General features: G+C 60.3%; 16 protein-coding genes and 1 riboswitch. Of the genes, 5 read left to right on the plus strand and 11 right to left on the minus strand.

All coding sequences use genetic code 11. The features are described from left to right. Window positions 1-36: 36 nt before the first annotated feature. A complete protein-coding gene (locus BTE54_RS11710) occupies window positions 37-495 on the plus strand; it encodes an Lrp/AsnC family transcriptional regulator (RefSeq protein ID WP_003500727.1) in 459 nt (152 codons plus the stop codon). 214 nt (window positions 496-709) lie between these two features. Here BTE54_RS11710 and thiD read toward each other — a convergent pair whose 3' ends face one another. The 5 genes from thiD to BTE54_RS11735 are packed head-to-tail and all read right to left on the minus strand — an operon-like array spanning window position 710 to window position 4622. Then, a complete protein-coding gene (gene thiD, locus BTE54_RS11715; RefSeq protein WP_078052556.1) occupies window positions 710-1507 on the minus strand; it encodes a bifunctional hydroxymethylpyrimidine kinase/phosphomethylpyrimidine kinase in 798 nt (265 codons plus the stop codon). Beyond that, complete coding sequence (gene thiE / locus BTE54_RS11720) at window positions 1504-2166, minus strand: thiamine phosphate synthase (RefSeq protein ID WP_078052557.1); 663 nt, start codon at window positions 2164-2166, stop codon at window positions 1504-1506. Before thiE ends, thiD begins: the two co-directional genes overlap by 4 nt. Next, window positions 2153-2893: a hydroxyethylthiazole kinase gene (locus BTE54_RS11725; protein WP_078052558.1), complete on the minus strand. Its 741-nt coding sequence runs from the start codon at window positions 2891-2893 to the stop codon at window positions 2153-2155. Before BTE54_RS11725 ends, thiE begins: the two co-directional genes overlap by 14 nt. Beyond that, the gene (locus BTE54_RS11730; protein WP_174039880.1) at window positions 2890-3840 is read right to left on the minus strand and encodes an ABC transporter substrate-binding protein; all 951 of its coding nucleotides are present in this window, start codon (window positions 3838-3840) and stop codon (window positions 2890-2892) included. Before BTE54_RS11730 ends, BTE54_RS11725 begins: the two co-directional genes overlap by 4 nt. Then, window positions 3837-4622 carry an ABC transporter permease gene (locus BTE54_RS11735; protein WP_065655614.1) on the minus strand — a complete coding sequence of 262 codons (786 nt, stop codon included), beginning with the start codon at window positions 4620-4622 and terminating at the stop codon, window positions 3837-3839. Before BTE54_RS11735 ends, BTE54_RS11730 begins: the two co-directional genes overlap by 4 nt. Before the next feature lie 124 nt (window positions 4623-4746). Continuing rightward, window positions 4747-4849, minus strand: a riboswitch (TPP riboswitch). Window positions 4850-5068: 219 nt separating this feature from the next. Between BTE54_RS11735 and BTE54_RS11740 the strand changes: the two genes are divergently transcribed. Then, window positions 5069-6358 (plus strand): pilus assembly protein TadG-related protein, encoded by a 1290-nt coding sequence (locus tag BTE54_RS11740; RefSeq protein ID WP_078052559.1) that lies wholly within the window; start codon window positions 5069-5071, stop codon window positions 6356-6358. Between the two features lie 25 nt (window positions 6359-6383). Here the strand turns inward: BTE54_RS11740 and BTE54_RS11745 are convergent, their stop codons facing one another. The 6 genes from BTE54_RS11745 to BTE54_RS11770 form a co-directional block, all read right to left on the minus strand. Next, complete coding sequence (locus tag BTE54_RS11745) at window positions 6384-8378, minus strand: alpha-glucosidase (protein WP_078052560.1); 1995 nt, start codon at window positions 8376-8378, stop codon at window positions 6384-6386. A gap of 12 nt (window positions 8379-8390) precedes the next feature. Next, on the minus strand, window positions 8391-9245 hold the full coding sequence (locus BTE54_RS11750; protein ID WP_065655617.1) for a carbohydrate ABC transporter permease: 855 nt from the start codon (window positions 9243-9245) through the stop codon (window positions 8391-8393). Window positions 9246-9249: 4 nt separating this feature from the next. Next, entirely contained in the window at window positions 9250-10161 is a 912-nt protein-coding gene (locus BTE54_RS11755; protein ID WP_020810525.1) for a sugar ABC transporter permease, read from the minus strand. Between the two features lie 173 nt (window positions 10162-10334). Further along, window positions 10335-11585 (minus strand): ABC transporter substrate-binding protein, encoded by a 1251-nt coding sequence (locus tag BTE54_RS11760; protein WP_078052562.1) that lies wholly within the window; start codon window positions 11583-11585, stop codon window positions 10335-10337. 52 nt (window positions 11586-11637) lie between these two features. After that, entirely contained in the window at window positions 11638-12714 is a 1077-nt protein-coding gene (gene ugpC / locus BTE54_RS11765) for a sn-glycerol-3-phosphate ABC transporter ATP-binding protein UgpC (protein ID WP_078052563.1), read from the minus strand. A gap of 335 nt (window positions 12715-13049) precedes the next feature. Further along, complete coding sequence (locus tag BTE54_RS11770; protein WP_078052564.1) at window positions 13050-13754, minus strand: GntR family transcriptional regulator; 705 nt, start codon at window positions 13752-13754, stop codon at window positions 13050-13052. 100 nt (window positions 13755-13854) lie between these two features. Here BTE54_RS11770 and BTE54_RS11775 point away from each other — a divergent pair, with 100 nt between their 5' ends. Genes BTE54_RS11775 through BTE54_RS11785 form a run of 3 tightly spaced genes read left to right on the plus strand, consistent with a single transcriptional unit; the run spans window position 13855 to window position 16429 of the window. Continuing rightward, window positions 13855-15012 carry an LLM class flavin-dependent oxidoreductase gene (locus tag BTE54_RS11775; RefSeq protein WP_003519880.1) on the plus strand — a complete coding sequence of 386 codons (1158 nt, stop codon included), beginning with the start codon at window positions 13855-13857 and terminating at the stop codon, window positions 15010-15012. Beyond that, window positions 15012-15905: an aldo/keto reductase family oxidoreductase gene (locus BTE54_RS11780; RefSeq protein WP_078052565.1), complete on the plus strand. Its 894-nt coding sequence runs from the start codon at window positions 15012-15014 to the stop codon at window positions 15903-15905. The genes BTE54_RS11775 and BTE54_RS11780 overlap by 1 nt, the downstream gene beginning before the upstream one ends. Then, the gene (locus BTE54_RS11785; protein WP_003519878.1) at window positions 15905-16429 is read left to right on the plus strand and encodes a flavin reductase family protein; all 525 of its coding nucleotides are present in this window, start codon (window positions 15905-15907) and stop codon (window positions 16427-16429) included. The genes BTE54_RS11780 and BTE54_RS11785 overlap by 1 nt, the downstream gene beginning before the upstream one ends. Window positions 16430-16647: the final 218 nt, after the last annotated feature.

The following is a 16647-nucleotide window of genomic DNA, read 5'->3' on the forward strand; positions in this document are numbered from 1 at the left end:
AATGGCGCAATTTTCTTTTGCTGATTGGAATCTTCTATGTCGTCACTCGATGCGACCGACCGCCACATCATTCGCCTGCTTCGGCTCAATGCCCGCATCAGCAATGCGAAACTGGCGGCCGAAGTCGGGCTTTCCGCATCCGCTTGTCTGCGCCGGGTCGATATTCTCGAGCGGGAAGGGATTATCCGCGGATATACGGCGCTGACCAGCGGCCTTGCCGGCGGCGAGGTGATTTCGGTTATCGTCCAGATCACGCTCGACCGCCAGACGGAGGATTTTCTCAACCGTTTCGAAAATGCGGTGCGGCGCTATCCGGAAATCCGCGAATGTTATCTGATGACGGGCGGTTCGGATTATTTCCTGCGCTGCGAGGCGGAAAGTGCTGGGGATTTCGAGCGAATTCATAAGGAGATCCTGTCGAAGCTGCCCGGGGTTTCGCGCATTCATTCGAGTTTTGCGATCCGGAATGTGTTAGCGACGCCGAAGGCGCGGTAGCGTCGGAGCTCGCGGCCACCCCCCTCTGTCCTGCCGGACATCTCCCCCTCAAGGGGGGAGATCGACAAGTGGCTTGCCCACCACATTCAGCAACGTCACTTTATTGATAAGATGGCTGCGAGGGGACGAGCGGGCGCTCCATCCAATATCCCCCCTTGAGGGGGAGATGTCCGGCAGGACAGAGGGGGTAAGCCCCACGCTCCGCCCCTTCAAGTCACCCCCACCACCGATAAAAATGATGCACCGGCCCCCGCCCATGCCCAACAGCAAGACCTCGCCCGGCATCGAGCGCCCCATTCAGATAATCCTTCGCAAGCCCCACCGCCTCCCGCAACTCACGACCCTGTGCAAGATGAGCCGTAATCGCCGCCGCCAGCGTGCAGCCGGTGCCGTGGTCGTTCTTCGTCTCCACCCGTGCCGCGGAAAGCGCCTGCATGGCGCCATCCGCAAACAGATAATCCGTGCTCTCCGGCCCATCGCCATGGCCGCCCTTGACGAGCACGGCTTTTGCGCCCGCCTTCAGGATCGCCTCGGCCTGGCGAGCGATCTCCGTCTCCGTTTTCGCCATCGAAGACCCGGTCAGCAGCGCCGCTTCCGGCAGGTTCGGCGTAACGATGGTCGCGAGCGGCAGCAAGTCGCGCCGCAATGTCTCGATGGCGTCTTCATGCAGCAGCCTGTCACCGGAGGTCGCTACCATGACCGGGTCCAGCACCACCGGCTGCGATTGCCGCCGAAGCCGTTCCGCGATGGCGGCGATGGTTTCGATCCGCGAGACCATGCCGATCTTCACCGCATTGACAGCGAGATCGGAGAATACCGCATCCATTTGCGCGATAATGGTGGCGACCGAAATATCCTCAACCGCCGTCACACCCTTGGTGTTCTGGGCGGTGATGGCGGTGATGACGCTGGCGGCATAGGCGCCGAGCGCGGAGAAGGTCTTGATATCCGCCTGAATACCCGCGCCGCCGCCGCTGTCGGAGCCGGCAATGGTCAATGCAATGGCTGTCATGGCTGTCTCGCTTTCAGCGCGGCGTCAATCTTGGAGCGGAAGTCCTTAGTCGCACTGGCAATATCGCCCGCGCGGAAAATGGCGGAAATGACCGCGACACCATCCGCACCGGCGGCAATGACGGGTGGCACGCGGACAAGATCGATGCCGGCGATAGCGCCGACCGGCATATCCGGTTTCCACTCCTTCAGAAGGGCGCGCAGCGTGGTAAAACCGTCGATACCGACCGGCTTGTCCGGATTGATCTTGGAAACGGTTTCGAACACGCCACCAATACAGGCATAGTCGGCGGGCATGGAAGCTGCCCGTTCGGCATCGGACCGGTTCTTGACGGTAAGGCCGATGATCGCCTTTTCGCCGAGAATGCGCCTTGCGGTTTTGGCGTCCATGTCATCGACGCCGAGATGCACGCCATCCGCGCCCGAGGCGAGGGCCACATCCACCCGGTCGTTGATGACCAGCGGCACGCCTGTGCCGGCGATAGCCTCGTGAATGGCGCGGGCGTTTTCGATCATCTCGCGCGTCGAGCCGTGCTTGTCGCGATATTGCAGAATGGTCGCGCCATTCAGCGCAGCGGCGAGAGCAAGCTCCGGCAGCGGCGCGACATCGCCAAGGCTCGCATCGACCAGCGCGTTGAGGCGGTAATCAACCTTGTTCATGCTCTATCCTTGCGTGATTTGTGATGTCTTCACCGGAAATTTCGGAAAGCGCATCCAAAAATGCCGGTTCGAAGCTGCCGGGGCCTCTGGCGTGCTTGGCCGCAAGTTCGGCGGAAACGCCGGTGACGGCAAGGGCGGAGGCCGCCGCCGTCAGCGCGTCTTTTTCGACAGCCATGAAGGCGGCGATGACGCCGCCCGAAAGGCACCCCGTTCCCGTCACCTTCGCCATCCACGGATGACCGTTGACGATCCTGACGCTGCGGGCGGCATCGCGCAGATGATCGACCGGCCCGGTCTCAATCCGCACAGCATCCGGCACATCGCCGATCAGGCTCATTTCGGCGCGATTGCCGCGTACGACGGTGGGGGAAAGTGCAATCAGTTCGCGCGCGAATTCCAGCCGCGACGGGGAATAATCGCAATGCACGGGGTCGACGATCCATGGCTTGCCGGATGCATTGGCGATTTTGATCGCCAGCCGGATGACCTTTCGCCGCTCGGCGTCCAGCGTGCCGAGATTGACGGTCAGCGCATCCGCCTTGGTGACAAAACTCTCGATTTCCTCGAGCGAGGTGGTCATGGAGGGGATGCCGCCGACCACGGTGATGCCGTCTGCGGTGAATTTCTGCACCACCGTGTTCATCAGGCAATGCACGCGCGGGCGCGTCTGCCGCACGCGCTCCAGAATCTCGGCGGCCTTTGCCGCTGTCGGAAAAGTCGTCGTCATGGCTGCTGCAGCTCCACGGCGATGTCGTCCGCCGCCGGCGCCTGCTTGATCAGTTGCATTTCCTGCATGAAAGCGCCGAAACGGGCGTAGCGCGCGCGGTCGAGCGCGGCTGGGCGTTTGGCGAAACGCGGCAGCGTGTCGAAGAAGGCCTGCTTGTTCAGCGCATCGTCAAGGTTCGGATAGGCCTTGATGAAAAGCTGCCAAGATTCCTGCGGATGGTTGGTAATGAAGATAGCGGCCTGTTCAACGGCGGAGAGGAAACGCGGCAGGCGGTTGTCTTTTGCGAGATCGCGGTGCGTGACGAAGATCAGCTCGTCATAGGCCGGCACGCCGTGTTCCTCCGGGAAGAAGGAGCGGCCTTCATGTCCCTCGAGCTTCATCTGCGTCAGCTCGAAATTGCGGAAGCCGCCAAGCGTCGCATCCACCTTGCCGGCGATCAGCGACGGCGAGAGCGAGAAGTTGACGTTGATGAGTTCGACATCGTCCTTCGTCAGGCCGTCCTTTTCCAGCATGCGCTTCAGCATGGCATCCTCGAAGCCGGAAACGGAGAAGCCGACCTTCTTGCCCTTCAGGTCCTTCAGGCTCTTGATAGGCCCATCGGCCAGAACGGTGACGGTGTTGAGCGGGGTTTCGACCAGCGTGCCGAAACGCACGAGCGGCAGGCCGGCATCGTGATCGAGATAGAGGTTCGGCTGGTAGTGCACGCCTATATCGGCCTGTTTGGCCGAGACGAGACGCGGCACGGCGGTGGGGTCTGCGGGCGGAACCAGTTCCACCTCTAGCCCCGCATCGGCAAACAGGCCGCGTTCCTTGGCGATCACCATCGGCGCATGATCGGGGTTCACGAACCATTCGAGCAACACGGTCAGCTTGTCTGCCGCATGCGATTGCATGGGTGAAAGCACGCTTGCTGCCGCGACGACGAGGGAAAGAAGAGTTCGTTTCATGGTGCCGAAAGTCTCCGTAAAGATCTGAAAGGAATGGTGTGTTCTGTTTCCTTGGCCCAGGGGGCCAGATTGGCGGTCGCCCGGTCGACAATGAGCCGCAGCAGCACCGCCATGATGGCGAGAATGGCCATGGCGGCGAACATGGTGTCAGTCTGCATGCGGGCATTGGACTGGATCATCACGAACCCAAGCCCTGCCGAAGCGCCCACCCATTCGCCGATGACGGCGCCGAGCGGGGCAAGCGGCGCCGCGACCCTCAAGCCCGAAATCAACGATGGCAACGCCAGCGGCACGCGCAACCGGGTGAGGATCTGCCAGTGGCTCGCCTCAGTCAGCGAGGCGGCGTCGAGGATGGCACGATCGGTGCGGTTGAGCCCGTCAGTGAAAGCGGAGGCAACGGGGAAGAAGATGATGATCGCCGTCATGACCACTTTCGAAGCCATGCCGAAACCGAACCAGAGGACGAGGATGGGGGCGAGCACGAAGACCGGAAAGGCCTGCAACACCAGAACCATGGGCCAGACGAGGCGGCCGAGGCGCGGGATGGCGGCAATGGTGAAAGCGACGAGAATGCCGGCGGTGATGCCCGCCGCAAGCCCGAGCGCCATTTCACCGAGCGTTATCAGCGCCTGCCCGAACAGGAAGCCCGGCTGACGCCAGAAAGCGCCGGCAACATCGGCTGGCGATGGCAGGATGTAGCGGGGCGGTGAAAACAGCCACGTTCCCGCCTGCCAGAAAACCAGCAGAAGACCGACACCGTTCAGCGCATGGGTGGCACGCATGAGCCGGACCTCAGACGCAGACGCACCGTGTGCGAAGGGCGGAAGGGTTCAGCATCATCATTCGTCTCCAGATATGATAATCCCGGAGATCAGGCAAAGCGGAGAAGAGAAAGGGCAGCGCCTCCTGGCGCGGCAGTTCCGTTCCTACGCCGGCATGACCCGGATCAGGTTCAAGGGTCCGGCTCATCGCCATCTCAGCACCGTTCGGTGCTCCCCTCGGAAGAGTTTGTTTTGTAGGTCAAGTTTCATAAATGTCAACGTCCCGCCGGCGATCCGTCGTCAGGCGGGATCGTGAATGCCTGAACGGGCCTGCGCTGGTGCGCATCTCCCATTGGCGTATTAGTTATTAAGGAAATTAGATTTATCGAAAATTAGTTATCTCTTGAAACTGCCTTTCAATATTGTTCGGCTAACGTTCGCTCCGGGGAAAAGTTCCGGGGGCGAATTTGAAGAACATCTGGCAGGATAAATCGGGAAATTTCGGCATTCTCAGCGCCCTGTTGATGGTGCCGCTGATTGGGGCCGCCGGCGTGGCACTCGATGTGACGCATGGCATGGCCGTCAAATCGGACCTGCAGATGGCGGCGGATGCCGCGGCGCTTGCAGTGGTCGCCGATACGTCGGCGAGCGTTCAGAAGGCAAAGGAAATGTCGGGTGACGGTGTCATTTCGCTTGGCAGCAGCGAAGCCTCCGCATTCTTTGAAAGCAATGAGCGGGCCAATCCCGATTATAAGCTCCTGTCTCTTGATGTGTCGGTGATCAAACACGGTAACGCCATCGAATCCTCGGTCAGCTTCAAGGCATCCGTCGGCACCACGCTTTCACGGATACTCGGAGAGGATCTCATCACCATTTCGGGCAAGGCGACGGCAAAATACGAGACAGAAACATTCAGCGACTTCTATGTCCTTCTGGATAACACCCCCTCGATGGGTGTCGGCGCGACGCCAACCGACGTTGCTAAGATGGTTGCGAATACGAGCGACAAATGCGCTTTCGCCTGTCACATCGTGAAAGACGGGGTGGTGGATAAGAACAGCTATTACTACAAAGCCAAAAGCCTCGGGGTCACGACGCGCATCAATGTGGTGGCGCAGGCCACGGCAAGCCTGATGGATACGGCGAAGTCCATGCGCAAAAGCAGCAATCAATATCGTATGGCGGTTTACTCTTTCGGAGAGAAAGCGGAAGATACGAAGCTGCTCGAAGTCGTTCCCTTGACCTCGGATCTGGCGACTGCGAAGAAGAAAGCCGCTGAAGTCGACCTGATGTCGATCCCTAAGCAGGGTTTCAACAACGACCAGCAGACAGATTTTGACCGGGCACTGACCCAGATTGGCGACAGGATCGGCTCTTCGGGCACCGGTGCAAGTTCGGCGAGCCCCGAAAAGATCGTCTTCTTCGTGTCAGACGGCGTCGGCGACAGCTACAAGCCATCCTCCTGTACCAAAAAAACCACCAGCGGCCGCTGCCAGGAACCGATCGATATCAAATATTGCACGAAGCTGAAGGAAAAAGGCTTCCGCATAGCCGTGCTTTATACCACCTATCTGCCGCTGCCGACCAATGGCTGGTACAATAGCTGGATCGCTCCATTTCAGCCGGAAATCGGTGCACGCATGCAGCAATGCGCTTCGCCGGGCCTGTTCTTCGAGGTCAGCCCGTCACAGGGCATAAGCGAGGCGATGACCGCCCTTTTCAAAAAGGCCATCACATCACCCCGCCTGACGGGGTGATGGCAGGGACGATCTCGGCTATCTTTCAGCCGATGGTGCGAAGCTGTTCAAACAGCGGCCGATGGCTGCTATCTGCACGATAGAACGCCGCCGGCTCGCCGAGCGGCGTTTCGACTGTGACGTCCTGTCCGCCGGGATAATGCGCGCCGCTCCACAGGTGCACCCATTCACCGTCGCCCGGAAGATAGAGCGAGCGTTGCGTTTCGCCCGCTTTCCAGACGGGTGCGACAAGCATGTCCGCCCCGTAGAGATAGCAGTCCTGAATGGTATACGTCCGCCGGTCATTCTCGTAGTGAAGAAAGAGCGGACGCTGCACCGGCAGGCCCGTCCTGGCCGCTTCCGCCGAGAGCGATTTCAGATATGGGGCCAGCGCGACATAGATGGACGTCATTCGGGCGAAATGGGCAAGAACCGCCTCATCCTGATCGATCTGGAGATTGTCGCGCGGCCGGTTGCCCTCATGGGTACGCATGACCGGCGTGAAAGCGGCCATTTCCGTCCAGCGCATGATGAGTTCTGCGGTTCTGACATTGCCGAACAGGCTGGTGTAACCGCCAATATCGGAATGATGATAGGCATTGCCCATGAGGCCGGAGGAGAGCGCCCCGCAGATGACGGTGACCAGACCGTCGTGACGGGAGAAGTCGACAGACTGGTCGCCGCCCCAGATCAGTGGGCAATGGGCCTGTACACCGGTGAAGCCGGCGCGCATGAAGAACAGCGCTTCGCCGGTCTTGCCGCGACTTTCGACGGCCTTGGCGTTGACCTCGGCCCAGAGCGTTGGCCAGGCATTGTGCATCAGCTTGGCGTCGACACCGTTGGAAAGGGTAATGTCGATCGGCAGATATTCGCCGAAATCGGCCATCCAGCCGGAGAGGCCGAAATCGAGCATGTTCTTGCCGATGATTTCCTCGGCGAACCAGTCGGCGGCGGCCGGATTGGTGAAATCGACCACGCCGCAATCGAACTCGCCGAAATCCACCAGCGCCGTCTTGCCCTCGGCGTCGGTGGCGAAATAGCCGGCTTTTTCAGCCACCGGGAACAGCGGGCCATCGACGCAGAGATAGGGGTTCACATAACCCAGAAAGCGGATGCCCTGATCGGCAAGCTCGGCGATCTTCTGGCGCAGATGCGGATAACGCGTATCATTCGCCTGCCAGTCCCAGAACAGGCGCGCGCCGAAGGATGTCTGGCGAAGACCCACCCAGTCTTCGCACCAGAGGCCGGACACCTTCGTTCCGGCCGCGCGGATTTTCTCCAGTCGAGCAAAGGAGTTGACGCCGTCCTTTAACCCGATGATCGCACCGTTATAGACCCACTCCGGCAGTTCCGGCTGGCGTCCGAACCGCAGCGACAGGGCGGAAACGATATCGGTGAAATGATCGCCGGCGACGAATTCGATCTTTTCGGGGATGGCCCAGATTTCGATCTCGTGGAAATCGCCGTTGCGGAAATCGAAGACCGAATAGGCGCTTGTTTCCACATGGAGGGCGTATCTGCGCGACGACAGGTAAGTCGGCTGCGGGTAGTTGGTGTTGTAATAATCACCGCCCGCCTTGCCGCTGACATCGGACTTGAAGGTGATCTCGGTGGTCTTGTCGCGGCCGACCCCCGGCTCGGAGGTCCAGAGCGGAAAGCGGCGACCGCGCATGTCGAAATAGGACATCTGCTCGCCGCCGCCCCAGACGTGCTCATCCGTTTCCGCAACGACGCGCAGCCAGAGGCGGTTGATGGTGTCATCCAGCGCCGTTAGCCGCATCGCGCTGCAATCGAGCGTCAGGCGAAGGCGCGGTGCCTGTCCCGGCGCGGATGAGAGCGTGATGCTCTCGCCGCTGACCTCGGCGTGGCGCAGGGCGGTTCGTTCGATAAGGTAGTCCTCGATATCGAAATTGCCGCGATACATATCCATCCTCTCCTTGCCGAAACCGGCGAAGAAGGCCGGGTTTTCGGATGAATGGGAAAGTATGGTGCGATTCCCGATGGTGAGCGCAAAGCCGTCTTTGGTCTTTTCGAAATGCATGACTGTACCTGTTTAGCCCTTGAGACCGCCGGCGGTGAGGCCGGAGACAACCCGTTCCTGAAAGATGACGATCAGGATGGCGACCGGCACGATACCGACCACCAGCGCCGCCGAAATGACCGGCCAGGGGAAGGCGAATTCACCCTGATAAAGCTGGATGCCGACAGGAAGCGTGCGGAGCGCCGGATTGGAATTGAAGGAAAGCGCCAGCAGGAACTCATCCCAGGCATTCACGAAGGCAAGGATGCCGGCGGTGAAAACGCCCGGCGCGCAGAGCGGCACGACGACCTTGAACAGCGCGCCGATGCGGGTGCAGCCATCGATCATGGCGGCGTTTTCGAGATCGCGCGGGATGCTTTCGAAGAAGGAGACCAGCATCAGCGTGCAGACCGGCAGCGAAAGCACCGTGTAGGGCAGGATCAGCGCCGTCCAGCTGTTGAGCAGGTTCAAGGCACGCATGATTTCGAACAGCGGCACCAGCAGCGTCACCAGTGGGAAGGTGGAGACGGCGATGATGAGCGAAAGGATCAGCGCGCGATATTTGAGGTTCAGCCGCGCCAGCGCGTAAGCGGCCAGCACCGATATCAGGATTGTGAGGGCGGTGGAAAGCAGCGCCACCATGAAGCTGTTGAACAGGAAGAGATGCAGCGGCTGGTCGGAAAAGGCCTGCATGTAATTGGCCAGGGTCGGCGCGTGCGGAAACCAGGTGATCGGCTTGACCGTCAGTTCTGCTTCGGTCTTCAGCGAGGTGAAGAGGATCCAGATCGCCGGAAACAGGCCGTTGACCAGAAGAATGGAGGCCGCGATGAAGCGCAGCGGCTTGCCGGAAAAGAAGGAGGACAGACCGGAATTCGCAACGATGCTCATGGGATCAGTCCTTCGTCCTGATAATGCGGAGATAAACGGCGGTGACGCACATGGAAAGCGCAAACATCATGACCGCCAGCGCCGAACCGTAACCGAGATCAAGGAAGGAGACGGTGTTCTGGTGGATATACATGGCAAGCGTCGTGGTGGATGTGCCGGGGCCGCCGCCGGTCATCATGTAAGGAATATCAAAGGTCTGCAGCGCCGTGATCGTGCGGAAGATGAGCGCGACGACAATCGAGGGCTTGAGAAGCGGCAGGGTGATTTCGAAAAATTGCCGGATTTTGCCGGCGCCATCCACATCCGCCGCCTCGTAGAGCGAACGCGGAATGGTCTGCAGGCCGGCAAGAATCATCAGCGCCATGAAGGAGGATGTCTTCCAGATGATCGTCAGGCAGATCGCCGCAAAGGCCCAGTTCGGCGAATTGAACCAGATGATCCCTTCGAAGCCGAAACGGTTGAGCACATCATTGACCACGCCATATTCGTAATGGAAAAACCATGCGAAGATGAGGCCGGCAAAGGACAGCGGCAGCGCCCACGGGATCAGCAGCGAAAGCCGCATCGGCCATTGCATGGAAAAAGGCAGGTTGGCGAGCAGTGCGAGGCCAAGGCCCATGATGAGCGCGCCGGGAACGGTGATCAGCGTGATCAGCACCGTGTTCCAGGTCGTTTCCCAGAAGATCGGGTCGTCGAACATCGCCGTATAGTTTTCAAAGCCGATGAATTCCGCCGGCAGGCCCGATGTCAGCGAAAGGCTGAAAAACGAGGTGTAGACAAGCCGTGCCACCGGATAGACGATGATGAGCGACAGCAGGATCGCCGCCGGCGCCAAGAGAAGCACGGCCAGCGGCCGGTCGCCGAGATCGAGCCACCGCGTCCAGCGCGGCTGCGGTTTCTCGTCCACCCGAACCATGGTTCTTTCCGGCATTGTCACGTCTGCCACTCCCGCAACTGGATTCACGTCGTCGTCTCCCGAGCGGACCGGTTCTACCCGGCCCGTTTATCGCGCCCTTCAGGCGGCCTTATTCCTGTCAGTCGAAGCGGCCGGAAAGGGCATGGCAGGCATGCCGCTTTCCGGCCCATAGCTTAGCGCAGAACGCGCCGCAGACGGCTTTCCATCTGCTTTGCGCCATCCTCCGGCGTCATGACGCCGGCAAGCACGCCGTTGACGGTTGTGCGGATGGTTTCGCTGACCTCGTTGTAACGCGGCGTCACGGGACGGGCCTTGGCGGTCTCGACGACGGGCAGGGCATCCGCGAACCACGGGATCGTCTTGGTTACCTCAGCATCCTTGTAGAGTGCGGCATAGGTCGGCAGAAGCGCGGCGTTGATGGCCATGAACTTCGAAACATCCTGACCGGAGAGATATTCCACCAGCTTCTTGGCTTCCTCCTGCTGCTTGGAATAGGCGGAAACGCCGAATTCCCAGCCGCCGAGGCAGGTCGTCTGCTCGCCGCCCTTGACGGCCGGCAGGCGGGCGACGCCAACCTTGTCGTTCACCTGCGATTCCTTGCCCTGGAAATGGGTCCAGGCATAGGACCAGTTGACCGCGAAGAGCACTTTACCTGCCTGGAATTCCTTGCGGGTGTCGTCGGTCGCCACTTCCGAAATGTTCTTTTTGGAAATGCCTTCGTCCACGAAGCTCTTCCAGAGCTTCAGCGAATCCACCGCCGCCTTGTTGTCGAAATTCAGTTTGCCGTTTTCAACCAGCGACTTGCCTTCGCTCCAATAGGGCAGGAGGAAGGTGCAGACAGCGCCTTCGATCGCCTTGCCCTGGAAGGACAGGCCCTGAAGCTCGGGGTTCTTTTCACCCTCCATCACCTTCTTGGAGGCTTCCTTCAGCTCGTCCCAGGTGGTTGGCGGCTTGATGCCGTATTTGTCGAGCAGGTCCTTGCGGTAATAAAGGAACATGGAATCGGCAAAGGCGGGCAGCGCCACGATCTTGCCGTCCACCGTGTTGGCTTCGGCATAGGTCGGCAGATAGGCCGACATGTCCTTGCCGGAGAAATCGCTTGTCCAGCCGGCCGTGGCGAATTGTGCGGGGCGGATGACGTCGAGCATCAGCACGTCAAGGCTCGAATCCTTGGCCGACATCACGGTGTTGAGATATTGCGCCTGCATTTCCGAGGTGTTGCCGCCGGTCTCGATGACCACCTTCACGCCGGGCGTCTTGGCCTCATATTGATCGAGCGCCTTCCGCCACACATCGGGCTGATGCTGGCTGGAAACGAAGATCTTCAGTTCGGCATCGGCAAAGGCCTGTCCCGAAAAGGCGAGCATGGTTGCGCAGAGCGCGGCACCCATGAGGGCTTTGCCCTTGATGGTTTTAAATGTCATGTGTTCCTCCCGTTATTAAACCTGTTGGCCGCAGCGTTTCCTCGCCCGGCAATCAGTGGATAGAGCGTTCCGTCGCGGCGTCGAAAAGATGGACCTTGGACGGATCGACGCCGATCTTCAGTTCCTCATTCGGCGCAGGCCGCAGATGCGGCGGCATGCGTGCGGTCAGCGCCGCATCACCAAGGCTGAAATGGACGAGCGTGTCCGAGCCCAGCGGCTCTACCACCTGCACCTTGACCGCAAGCTGCGTGTCGAAGCCCTCGACGGGGCCGAAATGTTCCGGGCGAATGCCGATAATGACTTCGCGCCCGTCGAGCCCCGTTTCGCGGGATGGCCGGATGGCTGCCAGCGGCAGGGCGTTGCCGTCGGAAAATACCAGCCGGTCGCCGCTCACCTTGGCGCGGGCGAAGTTCATCGCCGGCGCGCCGACGAAACCGCCGACGAAGACGCTTTCCGGACGGTTATAGACCTCGTCCGGCGTGCCGACCTGCTCGATATCGCCGCCGCGCAGGATGACGATGCGGTCGGCCAGCGTCATGGCCTCCACCTGGTCATGGGTAACGTAGATGATGGTCGTGCCGAGCTGCTGGTGCAGCCGCTTGATTTCCGTGCGCACCTGTCCGCGCAGCTTGGCGTCGAGGTTGGAAAGCGGCTCGTCGAACAGGAAGACCTGTGGGCGGCGCACGATGGCGCGGCCCATGGCGACGCGCTGACGCTGGCCTCCGGAAAGCTGGCCGGGCCGCCGGTCGAGAAGATGCTCGATGCCGAGCATCTTGGCCGCCTCATCGATGCTGGCATTGGCCTGCGATGCGCTGACACCCCGCACCTTCAGGCTGAAACCCATGTTTTCGCGCACCGTCTTGTGCGGATAAAGCGCATAGTCCTGAAACACCATGGCGATGTCACGCTCGCGCGGCGGCAGCTTGTTGACGACGCGGTCGCCAATTTTCACCTCGCCGTCGGTAATGCTTTCCAGCCCCGCGACCATGCGCAGCGTCGTGGATTTGCCGCAGCCGGAAGGGCCGACGAACACGACGAATTCGCCATCGTTGATTTCAAGGTCGATGCCCTTGACGATGCGAAGCGCACCGTAACTCTTGTCCAGCTTGCGCAGGCTGACCGAAGCCATATTTTCCTCCTCACGACCGGCGCGTCCAGAATTCGGATGGACGCCATTGCCGGTATCAACCTTCAAGTTCCACGCATCGCATCGTCGAAAATCGATCCCGATTGTCTGGCGATATCGTGGGATGGCGAAACGCCTGTCTCCCTGAGGTCGTGATATTACCTTTCATAAAAAGGAAATCAATAGTGTATCAATTATATTTCTGACAGAAATCAAAAATTACTAAGCCATTGATTATACGAAATATAACTGCAAAATCCGCCGCGCGGCAGGTCGAGACTTGCTTGCCTCCCGTCAAATTCTTTCATCCATGTAGATCACGCGAAATTTGCGCAGTCTCAACGTATGCGTGAAACGTATCGCGCGACGGTGTGGTCGAACCAGGTCCACGAAACTTCGGCCACGGCGCCATCCTGCGCCTGGCTGAGGCGCAGAACCCGCGGCACCGATGCGCCGGCTTTCTGGCCGAAAACCGCGGGCGTCCATTCGGGCACGTCGCCGAGGTCGATGCGATCCTCCGCCTTCGATATCCAGAGGTTCAGGCGGGTGCGGTAATAGAGATAGAGCGATTCCGACATGTTCTCGATGGTGATGGTGTCGACGTAAGAGCCATCAAGCCAGATTTCCTCGATGGCTGCCGGTTTGCCGGCGATGCGCCGCAGGCGGCGAATCCTGTGTCCTTCGGTCGATGTGCCGAAGGCGGGCAGGTCGGCGGGCTTGGCAAGGCGTGCCACATCCAGAACCTCCGCCGTCGGCAGGCCGCCGCCCTCGATCAGTTCGAGGCGAAAGAAGGCATAGACGCTTTGCGGATCGCTGACGGCGCGGATGTAGTTGCCGGAACCCTGCACGCGCTCCAGGAGGCCGCGCTCCTGCAACTCGGCAAGCGCCTTGCGCAACGTGCCGACGGCGATGCCGAGATCTGCGGCCATATCGCGCTCCGGCGCAAGCTTCTCGCCGTCGATCAACCGCCCCGCCGCCACCTCGCGCACCAGCATTTCAGCGATCTGCATATACATGGGCAGGCTGCCACCAGTGTGTTTCATATGCCGTTTCCTCCCCCGAAACAAAAATTGATACATCATTGATTTACATATTTCTTGATGTTATGCAAGAAAAACGAGAGCGGCCCTGAGGAGGAATTGCATGACCGTCGTACCCGTTACATCCGCTGATCTCGATGCTGCCGAGGTCTCCTGGTTTTCCGCTTTGTGTTCCGATGACTACGCCTATCTCGGCGTGCCGGATGGAAGTCTGCGCTCCAGTTTCGAGCATTGTTCCGATATCGTCAAAAAGGCCGAAGAACTCGGTTTTCGCAACATTCTCTGCCCTTCGTCGTATCAGGTCGGGCAGGATACGCTGAGCTTCGTCGCCGGCTGCGCGCCGATCAGCGACCGCATCAATTTTCTTGCTGCTATCCGCTGCGGCGAGATGCAGCCAATCATGCTGGCGCGCACGGTGGCGACGCTGGACCACATGCTGAAAGGCCGCCTGACGCTCAACGTCATCAGCTCGGATTTCCCTGGCGAAGTGGCCGATAGCGCGTTTCGCTACAAGCGCAGCCATGAGGTCGTTGAGATTCTGCGCCAGGCCTGGACGCGCGACACCATCGACCATGACGGCGAAATATACCAGTTCAAGGGCGTCTCCACCGAGCCGGCAAGACCCTATCAGCAGAATGGCGGACCGCTCCTTTATTTCGGTGGCTACTCGCCGGATGCGCTCGAACTCTGCGGCGCGCAATGCGACGTCTATCTGATGTGGCCGGAAACGAAGGACCAGCTTGCAGACCGCATGCGTGCCGCAAATGAACGCGCCGCCGCCCATGGCCGCACGCTGGATTACGGTCTGCGTGTCCATATGGTGGTGCGCGATACCGAACAGGAAGCCCGCGAATATGCCGAACATCTTGTTTCGAAGCTCGATGACGAATATGGGCAACTGATCCGCAACCGCGCGCATGACAGCGGCTCGCTCGGCGTATCGCATCAGGCGCGTGCCCGCGAACTCGCCGACAAGTTCGGTTATGTCGAACCCAATCTGTGGACCGGCATCGGGCGGGCGCGTTCGGGCTGCGGTGCGGCGCTGGTCGGTTCCACCGACAAGGTGCTTTCGGCGCTGGAGGAATACCAGAAGATGGGCATTCGCGCCTTCATCCTTTCCGGTTATCCGCATCTCGATGAGGCGGAGCACTTCGGCACCAAGGTTCTGCCGCAGATGAAAACCTGCTCCCTGCCGCATGCCTATGGCCGGGTGCCTTCTGAAACGCCGGCCACGCCGCTCGGCAACGGGGAACGCCACTGATGGAACGCATCGCTCTTTCCGACAAACTCGAACTCAGCCGCATCGTCTACGGCATGTGGCGCATAGGCGACGATGCCGATACCTCGCCCGCCCACGTGCAGGCCAAGATCGAGGCTTGCCTCGCGCAGGGCATCACCACCATGGATCAGGCCGATATTTACGGCGGATACACGGCGGAAGCCATTCTGGGTGCCGGCCTGAAAGCCGCTCCGGGGCTGCGTGACAGAATAGAAATCGTCACCAAATGCGGCATCGTTGCACCCGCAGGCCGTCACGCCGCCGCCCGTGTCAAACATTACGACACGACGGCCGGCCACATCAACGCCTCGGTCGAGGCGTCGCTTCGCGACATGGGTACGGATCACCTCGACCTGCTGCTCATTCACCGTCCTGATCCGTTGATCGATGCGGAAGAAACCGGCAAGGCACTCGATGCGCTGGTGGCATCCGGCAAGGTCAAGGCCGTTGGCGTCTCCAACTTCCGCCCGTGGGATTTCTCCCTGCTGCAATCGGCGATGAGCAACCGGCTCGTGACCAACCAGATCGAAATGAGCCTTCTTGCCACGGATTGCTTCACCAATGGCGATCTGGCCTTCCTGCAGGAAAAGCGCGTTTCTCCGATGGCATGGTCGCCGCTTGGCGGCGGCTCGTTGTTCTCCGGTGCTCATGGCGGCACCATGGCCGCCTTGCAGCGCATCGGCAAGGAACAGGGCGTGGATGCCACGGCAGTGGCGATCGCCTGGCTTCTGCGGCATCCGGCCAAAATCGTGCCTGTGCTCGGCACCAACAATATCGAGCGTATCAGAACGGCGGCCGATGCGCTCAACGTGACGATGGACCGCCAGACCTGGTTCGAACTCTACACCCTTGCGATTGGAAAAGAGGTGCCGTGATGACAGTGGCAGAGGCGATCAAAATGCCCAATGAGCATGTATTCGTTCCCGGCGGCGAAAACAGCCGCAGCTTCCGCAATGCGCTCGGCGCTTTCACGACAGGTGTGACGGTGGTGACCGCCACGACGCCGGAAGGGCCGATCGGCATGACGGTCAACAGCTTTGCGTCCGTGTCGCTCGATCCGCCGCTGGTCCTGTGGTCGCCGGCGAAAAGCTCGTCGCGTTATCAGGCCTTCAGCGGTGCGACCCATTTCGCCATCCACGTGCTGAGCGCCGATCAGGATGTGCTGAGCGCCCGCTTTACCCGCAATGGCCGCGCTTTCGACGATCTCGACTGGGAAATGAATGACGAGGGCGTTCCCGTCATTCCCGGCACGCTTGCCCGGTTCGAATGCCGTCAGGCAGCGTCCCACGATGCGGGCGACCACACCATCATCGTCGGCGAGGTGCTGCGCGCCGCCCATCGCGACGGGGACCCGCTGTGCTTTTCGGGCGGAGCCTTTGGAAGGTTTTCGCGGCAGTAACAGACGCTGCCGGTTTGCCTTCCGGCTTCCGGCGAGACAATGTTACTCCAGCCGCCTTCTGAAATATTTCACGGAGCGCGCCATCGCGCTCCGTTTATATTTATTCAGTCAGTAAAAACGACATTTTACGCTCTTCATACTGGAAAATATCTTCCAAACCGGCCTAGTTTACCTTTACGCGCGAACGGTGATTCGTCGGATCGAAGGCCGCCGTCTGT

Origin of the sequence: Agrobacterium sp. YIC 4121, from assembly GCF_002008205.1 — a bacterium.
GTDB classification, from domain to species: Bacteria; Pseudomonadota; Alphaproteobacteria; order Rhizobiales; family Rhizobiaceae; genus Agrobacterium; species Agrobacterium leguminum.